The sequence below is a fragment of the Pseudomonas sp. 24 E 13 genome (assembly GCF_900004715.1).
Classification (GTDB): domain Bacteria; phylum Pseudomonadota; class Gammaproteobacteria; order Pseudomonadales; family Pseudomonadaceae; genus Aquipseudomonas; species Aquipseudomonas orientalis_A.
In genome coordinates this window covers 35,249-43,248 of the sequence record NZ_CVTO01000122.1, presented here as the reverse complement: position 1 = coordinate 43,248, position 8,000 = coordinate 35,249, and the positions used below count along the sequence as shown (strand labels likewise).

At 58.7% G+C, this 8,000-nt stretch carries 6 protein-coding genes; all 6 read left to right on the top strand.

The features are described 5' to 3' along the window. Positions 1-936 (top strand): sigma-54-dependent Fis family transcriptional regulator (locus BFP90_RS14905; protein ID WP_141688966.1); only part of this gene is annotated, 936 nt, incomplete at its 5' end. Positions 937-1,120: 184 nt separating this feature from the next. Continuing rightward, positions 1,121-4,306, top strand: a complete 3,186-nt coding sequence (locus tag BFP90_RS14900; protein WP_141688965.1) for a hypothetical protein — start codon at positions 1,121-1,123, stop codon at positions 4,304-4,306. Between the two features lie 100 nt (positions 4,307-4,406). Then, positions 4,407-5,480 carry a hypothetical protein gene (locus BFP90_RS14895; RefSeq protein ID WP_141688007.1) on the top strand — a complete coding sequence of 358 codons (1,074 nt, stop codon included), beginning with the start codon at positions 4,407-4,409 and terminating at the stop codon, positions 5,478-5,480. Positions 5,481-5,613: 133 nt separating this feature from the next. Further along, the gene (gene mpl, locus BFP90_RS14890) at positions 5,614-6,963 is read left to right on the top strand and encodes a UDP-N-acetylmuramate:L-alanyl-gamma-D-glutamyl-meso-diaminopimelate ligase (RefSeq protein ID WP_065897193.1); all 1,350 of its coding nucleotides are present in this window, start codon (positions 5,614-5,616) and stop codon (positions 6,961-6,963) included. Beyond that, the gene (ubiX, locus tag BFP90_RS14885) at positions 6,960-7,589 is read left to right on the top strand and encodes a flavin prenyltransferase UbiX (protein ID WP_065895159.1); all 630 of its coding nucleotides are present in this window, start codon (positions 6,960-6,962) and stop codon (positions 7,587-7,589) included. Before mpl ends, ubiX begins: the two co-directional genes overlap by 4 nt. Then, positions 7,582-7,866: a YceK/YidQ family lipoprotein gene (locus tag BFP90_RS14880; protein ID WP_065897191.1), complete on the top strand. Its 285-nt coding sequence runs from the start codon at positions 7,582-7,584 to the stop codon at positions 7,864-7,866. Before ubiX ends, BFP90_RS14880 begins: the two co-directional genes overlap by 8 nt. Positions 7,867-8,000: the final 134 nt, after the last annotated feature.

Below are 8,000 nucleotides of genomic sequence, written 5' to 3'. Positions count from 1 at the left end.
TTGCCCGGCGTCTGCCTGGATGACCCGGCGCTGCGGCTGGCTTTCAGCCAGTCTGTGCGGGTGTTCGAACGTGACGTGCCGTTACTGGTCAATGGGGAAACCGGCTCGGGCAAGGAAGCCTTTGCCAAGGCGGTCCATCTGGCCAGCCAGCGTGCCGACAAACCCTTCGTTGCCCTCAACTGCGCCGCTATCCCGGAAAACCTGATCGAGAGCGAATTGTTCGGCTATCGCGGCGGCAGTTTTACCGGCGCGCGCAAGGAGGGCATGCAAGGCAAGCTGCAGCAGGCCGATGGCGGCACGCTGTTTCTGGACGAGATCGGCGACATGCCCCTGGCCTTGCAGACGCGACTGCTCAGGGTGCTGGAAGACCGCTTGGTGGTGCCGATCGGTGGTGAACCCCGAGCCGTAAATGTCAGGATTATCAGCGCTACCCACCGCAACCTGCTGGCCCGGGTAGAGGACGGCGGCTTTCGCGAGGATTTGTATTATCGGCTCAATGGCCTGGAAGTTGCGCTACCGGCGTTGCGTCAGCGCACTGACAAATCACAGCTGCTGGACCTGCTGCTGGCACAGGAAGCCGGTGATCAGGCTGTCTATCTGGAGCCGGCTGCGCGCGACGCGTTGTTGGCGTTTGCCTGGCCGGGCAACGTCCGACAGTTGCGTACGGTATTGCGCACGCTGGTCGCGCTGTGCGAAAACGGGAAGGTCGCTGCGGAAAATTTACCGCCGATGATCCGTCACGCACCTACCCATGACGCTCCATCAAGTGTTTCTTCGCTGTCCCCCTTTGAAGAAGCCGAGCGGTCAACCCTGCTGGCCGCGCTGGAGCAACAGCACTGGCATATGAGTCATGCGGCAACGCACTTGGGCGTCAGCCGTAACACGTTGTACCGCAAGTTGCGCAAGTATGAAATTTCACGAGGTTCGGTAGTTTAGCCTACAGTGGTTTTGAAGTTTTACAGGCGCCCTGGTTGATAAGTAAATGGGGGTGTGTAAGTTGTTGGGTTCAGCAATATTATGTCGATTTTAAATGTCGCGTATTTTGCATGTTTGTCCCACTCATTGAGTACATTGAAGCTTCGGTTGTTTAGAAACTTGAACACTGTATTCAGGGTGGATTATGAGTATTCCAACGACGTATACGTACCCAATAACAGCGTCCTTCAGTTCACTGGCTGAACGAGGCGAAGGCCATACAAATCATAGGGGCGGCGCCGCGATTGATAAAGGCCACCCTGCGACTGAAACAAGTGAAACGCCCTCAACAAGTCGCGCCGAGGCCGATGCCGAGGTCGCCAGTTCATTCGCCTCATTATTGCTCGACGGTCGTTATAGAACGTCAGTTCGGCCCCCCGATGTGCAGGTCCCGCCGCACTCGACGGTGGCGCGCTGGTATGCCCAACTGGAGAGTGCATTCAAAAGCGAAGGGTTTTCAGCCTGGGCTAACAAGCAGGGGCTGGATATGCATGCTCTGACGCTGATCCCTGCGCGCGGGGAAATAAAAGGTTATGTAGACGGTCGGCCCAAAACCTTTTATCTGTCAGACGATTCAGGCTGGTCTGATGTTTCCCGCACGCTCCTGGCCCTGGGCAGGGTATTCGCCCCGGAACACGGTCAAGCGGTGCGATACCCAGGGAGCGGTCAGGGCGGCGTGTCGATGCCGCTGGTCGCGCAATTCTACAAGGAGCCTGATCTTTTTGACGGCGGCCAAGCCAGCGTTCGCCGCAAACAGTTCACGGATAATCCCGGCTTCAATCTGGATGAGCATCACCTGTCGACCCACTCCGACGCGGCGCTGGCGGCGCATCGGCAGGCGTTGGGCGATGAGGCCAATCGGCACAAGCTGATGAGCGCATTGAACGCTTTGGTCGATGACGCTGAGGGGCGTGTCGACCTGGAGCAGAGCAACGTGCCCATCGATCCTCGCTCTGCATTGTTTGATCGAGAGCCGAGCAAAACGTTGAGCCTTGCCCGGATGCTCAAGCTGGAAGGCTACAAAATGCCCGCGAACAGTGCCCAGGCTCATGCGTTGGCCTCGGCACTGTCCTTTGACCTGGCACACAGGGCGCCGGGCGTGGATTCAGGTGGCGTAAGGCACATCGGGCAGGGGCTGTCGTCTACTTCGCAGCGCAAGATGGGAAAGCTTGTAAAGGCGCAGATCGCGCCAGGTACGGCGAACGAGCCTGGAACGGACAGCCTCTTGAGTCGCCTGGTCAGTCATCTTCCAGCCAACCTCAGAAAGGCCATGGCTGATTATCCGTCAATCGCCCTCGACCAGCTCCTGCGCACACCCGAGGCCCTGCGACTGGGCAAGTTGATTCGGGAGGTGCTCAAGGTTGTCGACACCCCCACGAGCGCGATTGAAAGTCTTGGCGTGGCCCTGGTCCAGGAACTCGATCCTGGCTTGGGCAAGTCGCGGTTCAACCTGGCGGGCTACAACCTGTATAGCGTTGATAACGCGGGCGCGTCTTCGGCAGAGATCGTCAAGCGCTTTACGGCGCACCTCGCCGGCCGGGTCGGCAACGAGGCCGCCGCTGTCGCCGCACGGGTTTTATTATCGGCGGCAGCCCCTGAGTTTGTGGTGAAAGACATCCCGCCCAATTTGGTCTACGGCTCCCACACCTGGGCGAATTTTTGTATAGAGGTGGCGCGCATAGAGCAGCAAGTGCCTGGCGCGACCGCAAACATGACCTTCAGCCAGGTGATGGCTTTCGGTAATACGCCGCCGGTGTCCACCGAGGATGAGGATCAACTGAAGTTCGCCGCACGCGATTCGATCATTGCCTGGGGCATTGCCAACCGTGTTATCGACACCAGCCCGACGCACACTTATTCGGATGCGCAGGCCGAGCAGGCGCAACAGGCACTCAACAAGCAGCAAAAAGAACTTCGTTGGGCGAGTAATGCCATGAAAACGCCGCCGACGACACGACGGGAATTGGCGCTGGCAGAGTTGAAACGGGTATTTCCGGACGTGGACCCGACGCTCGAGGTGATGCAGCAGGCCTCCGTGAAGCATAAGCCGATATCGTTGTTGGATATTTATATGACGGGGCCCATTCAACCGGACTATTGGATATCCAAGGATGAGCAGCGTTTTCCCTATGAGCGTTTGAAGTCGCGTCTGTCTGAATTGACCCCTGACATCAATAAAGTGTTTAAAGCGAAATTTCAGGAGTATCGCAAGGTTCAGGAAAGTGCCTGGGCTATCCAGTTCAAATATCAGCTGTCACTGCTGCCCATGGCGGACAGGGTGCGTATCAGCCAATCGGACGTCAGTTTTTTTGAGGTGTCCCGCGCCTATACCAAGAGCGGGCCTTGTACCTCCGGGTTGTTCACCCCCAGAGAATGCCTGCCTCCAACGCCCACGGCGCAGGAACTTGAAGCGCTCAAGGGCAGGCACGGGTTGCTGATGAAAGTGGTGGAGCCTGACGGCACTGTCAGCGCCTACAGTTACTTTCCCGCCGAAGGCAAGATCGTCAAGGAAGACGGCTTTCCGGGCGGGCGGATCGACCTGGATGATCGCTCCTATTTTGGAGGGGGGAACGAAGGTTACATTCCGGGTTTGCCGCATACCTACAAGCAATATGGGCTAACGGATAAAACGCGCGATCCTGCACCGGATGGGAAAAACCAGGGTGACTACTTTTCTGATAAATCGGCTGCACTCGCGCACCTGGCGGGTGGTTATTTCACCAAGGACTACGGCGGCCTGCAGAAGGCGGCGGCGGGCGTCACCGAGATTGAAAAAGGGCGTGCTTACGACGAAGAACTGAAGGGTTTTTTTCTGAGCCTCGTGCCTTTTTATGACGGTATTCAGGACGCTATCAAAGGTGATGTAGGCGGGGCGATATTCAATCTCGGCTTCGACATTCTCGGCTTTGTCATTCCCGGTGCGAATGCCGCGCGCAAAGCCGCCAAGGCGGGCAGAGGTGTTCTGAATACAATTAAAAGCGCTGTCGTGGCGGGTGTGGGGGCGTCCGTAGGTTATACCGACTCAGTCGATATTGCGAAGAACTTAAATAAAGGCGCACGCGCCGGTTATAAGGATACGAAGTACCTGATTGAAAAGGGTCACGATGTGTTGTCACGTTTGAGAGGCCATTACGGAAGTTATGATGTTACTAAAATCTATAAGGAGGGCGATATTGTAAAAGGGTTTTTTCACGCAGCTGAGGACAATGTATGGCGACCTGCCGTGGCCGTCTTCAAGAAAGGCGCCTGGTATGCCTATAACGTTGTCACTAAAACGCCGTTCGGTGTTCAGTTGGCACAATTTGGTGCGGTGAGTTCATTGCAACGCTGATACACGGACGTGTTCAGATAGCCACGATTTTCCATTGTTTAATATTCATTCGACAGGGAGCGCGAATGCTTTGTATCTATCCTGACTAAGGTGAATGACGATGAAACGTTCAACAACAATAACAACGGCGTTACTTCCTGTCCGCACTTCGATTGTATTCAAAGGGCGTATCAATCATAAAAAATCGTATCGAACGATAAAATGTTCAAAAGTAGGTGAGGTCATTGGCGGCCTTCTGAGGGGCGCTTCCAGAGAGAGTATGCCGAGCCCGACACGGGTTGACGCGCCCAACCTCGCAGGCACTACACGCAGTGGCGTGGAAACAGGCTACCAAAAGTTCGATCAAGGCTTTGTGGACGCCAAAGTGAACGGGTTCGACGGCCCAGGGCACGCCAGTGGCACCCGGCAGGCGGGAGACGCCGCCTCAGGCGCCGGGCAAACGCCCGAAATGGCCGCGTATGTCGAAAAACAGCGAAAAGCCTGGCAAGCCTCCAGGGATGCGCACATCCGCGACCAGCTGTTCGGCCAGCCCAGTCCGGGCCGTGTCAATGGGCAGGATGTCGAGCCTTTTTCTGCGCGAACCCTTGAAGAGAATGCCAAGACGGCGGTCAAGGCCAAAGAGACCGCGCTGCCGCCGACCAACACGACCCTGCTCAAGACCGCAGCGATCACGACGGCGATCAGCGTACCTGTGACGTCGATCGGCATGATCGTTGTCGGGAGTGTCAACGAAGCGCTCAAGCCACTGATCAATCCGGCGCCTGCACCCGTGACACCGGAAAGCATCGAAGAAGGACGGCTCGTCGAGTACGCGCAGAACGCAACTTTTCTGTTGGTCAACACCTTGTCGAAACTGCGTGGAGAGCGGCTTGTCGGGCCGAACCTGCAATGGGTGATGCAAACCAGGGACGAGCGCCTCGACTCGCTTGAGGCCATGATTGGCTATGTCGAGAGGGAGCTGGGCAAAGAGGCCAAGGCCCGGAAAATTGATTTTCAACCGGCGTCCACGGGGCCTGAAAAAGATGACATCAAGGCGCGTGTGATCGATTTGGAGAGCCGCATGGCCGCGCTTTCTGCCTTGCTGGGGACCATGAGCATCACACCCGCGCCTAAGTCCAATACGCCAGTTTCGCCGATAGGGAACGGTTTGCAGCGGTTGCTGACCATCCAATAGCCCTGGTGGCCGGCGCCACGCCAACCCAGCCTGCGCGCCCGTCGTATCGCCGCGACGGGTGTTTCGCCCTCAGCTAAAGCGTGCGAACTTTCCCACCCTACGCTAACCTGCCTCGATGTTTACGAGGTCAACTATGCACATTCATATTCTGGGTATCTGCGGCACGTTCATGGGTTCGATGGCGGTTCTGGCCAAAGAGCTGGGCCATCACGTCACTGGCTCCGATGCCAATGTTTATCCACCGATGAGCACGCAATTGCAGGCGCAAGGGATTGAACTGACCCAGGGTTACGACCCTTCGCAGTTCGACCCGGTGCCGGATCTGGTGGTGATTGGCAATGCCATGTCGCGCGGCAACCCGGCGGTCGAATACGTGCTGAATGAAGGCTTGCCTTACGTTTCAGGCCCCCAGTGGCTGGCCGATCACGTGCTGCAGGGCCGCTGGGTATTGGCCGTCGCCGGCACCCACGGCAAGACCACCACCAGCAGCATGCTGGCCTGGGTGCTGGAGCACGCGGGCATGAGCCCGGGCTTTCTGATCGGCGGCGTTCCGCAGAATTTCTCGGTGTCGGCGCGCCTGGGCGACACGCCGTTTTTTGTGATTGAGGCCGATGAATACGACAGCGCCTTTTTCGACAAGCGCTCCAAGTTCGTCCACTACCGTCCGCGCACGGCGATCCTGAACAACCTGGAGTTCGATCACGCCGACATCTTCCCCGATCTGCCGGCCATTGAGCGGCAATTCCATCATCTGGTGCGCACCATTCCCAGCGAAGGCCTGGTGATCCATCCGACCACCGAGCCGGCGTTGCAGCGTGTGATCGACATGGGCTGCTGGACCCCGGTGCAAACCACTGGCGTCGGCGGGCAATGGCAGGTCAAGTTGCTCAGTGACGACGGTTCGCGGTTTGAAGTGCTGTTCGAAGGCGTGGGCCAAGGCGTGGTCGATTGGGGTATGACCGGTCAGCATAACGTCGCCAATGCCCTGGTGACCCTGGCGGCTGCGCGGCATGTGGGCGTGACGCCGGCCGTAGGTATCGCCGCATTGAGCGCATTCAAAAGCGTGAAGCGGCGCATGGAAAAGGTCGCCGACGTGAACGGGATTACCATCTACGACGACTTTGCCCACCACCCCACGGCAATTGCCACCACCCTGGATGGCCTGCGCAAACGCGTCGGTGATGCGCAAATCATTGCCATCGTCGAGCCGCGCTCCAATTCCATGAAGCTGGGGGCGCACCGCGATGGCCTGCCTGAAAGCGTGAATGATGCCGACCAAGTGGTGTGGTATTCGCCCGCCAACCTCGGCTGGGACCTGCCGGCTATCGCCGCACTGTGCACCGTGCCTTCGAAGGTATGCGACTCGCTGGAGGGCATCATCGAGCACGTCAAACACGTGGCCAGGCCGGGCACCCATGTGGTGATCATGAGCAATGGCGGCTTCGGTGGCCTGCACGGCAAGCTGGCTGAGGCGCTCCAATGAGCGGCCCGGAACGTGTCACCCTGGCGATGACCGGCGCGTCCGGTGCGCCGTATGGCCTGCGCCTGCTCGATTGCCTGGTGCGTGAAGACCGTGAGGTGCACTTTCTGATCTCCAAGGCGGCGCAGTTGGTGTTGGCGACCGAGACCGACGTGGAGCTGCCGGCCAAGGTGCAGATGATGCAAGCCTTCCTCACCGAATACACCGGCGCGGCGGCGGGGCAGATCAAGGTGTACGGCAAAGAGGACTGGATGTCGCCGGTGGCTTCCGGCTCCGGTGCGCCGGCGGCGATGGTGGTGGTGCCATGCTCCACCGGTACCCTGTCGGCGATTGCCACCGGCGCGTGCAACAACTTGATCGAGCGCGCGGCGGACGTCACCTTGAAGGAGCGGCGCCAGTTGATCCTGGTGCCACGCGAGGCGCCTTATTCCAGCATTCACCTGGAGCACATGCTCAAGTTGTCGAACATGGGGGTGACCATTTTGCCGGCGTCGCCAGGCTTCTATCACCAGCCGCAAACCATCGATGACCTGGTGGACTTTGTGGTGGCGCGTATTCTCAACCTGCTTAATATCCCCCAGGACATGCTGCCGCGGTGGGGCGAGCATCACTTGAGTGGCGATGAATAAGGCGCTGTTGCTGGTGCTGGCGCTGCAGCTGACCGGCTGCGCCACCGCGCGTACGCTGGATGCGGCGCAACCGGGCGCGCCAGTGGTGTACGCCGGGACCCGGCTGGATATGTACGCGATCAACGGCGGCTGCTGTGCCAAGGACAGGTTTGGCGCCGAGGCCCCCACCTATCCCCATATCGACCTGCCCGCCAGTGCGTTGCTCGATACGCTGCTGTTGCCACTGTCGTTGTTGACTGTGCTGGGCGTAGGCTTCAACGCCACCGGCGGCCTGTAACGCAATTCTCAACAACACCATAAAACCAATGTGGGAGGGGCGGTGCGACGATTCGACTTGCCCTCGATGGCGGCCTCTGGGCTGGCCGGGATGTTGGATTGGACCGAGTACATATCCGTTTCTGCGGTAACGGC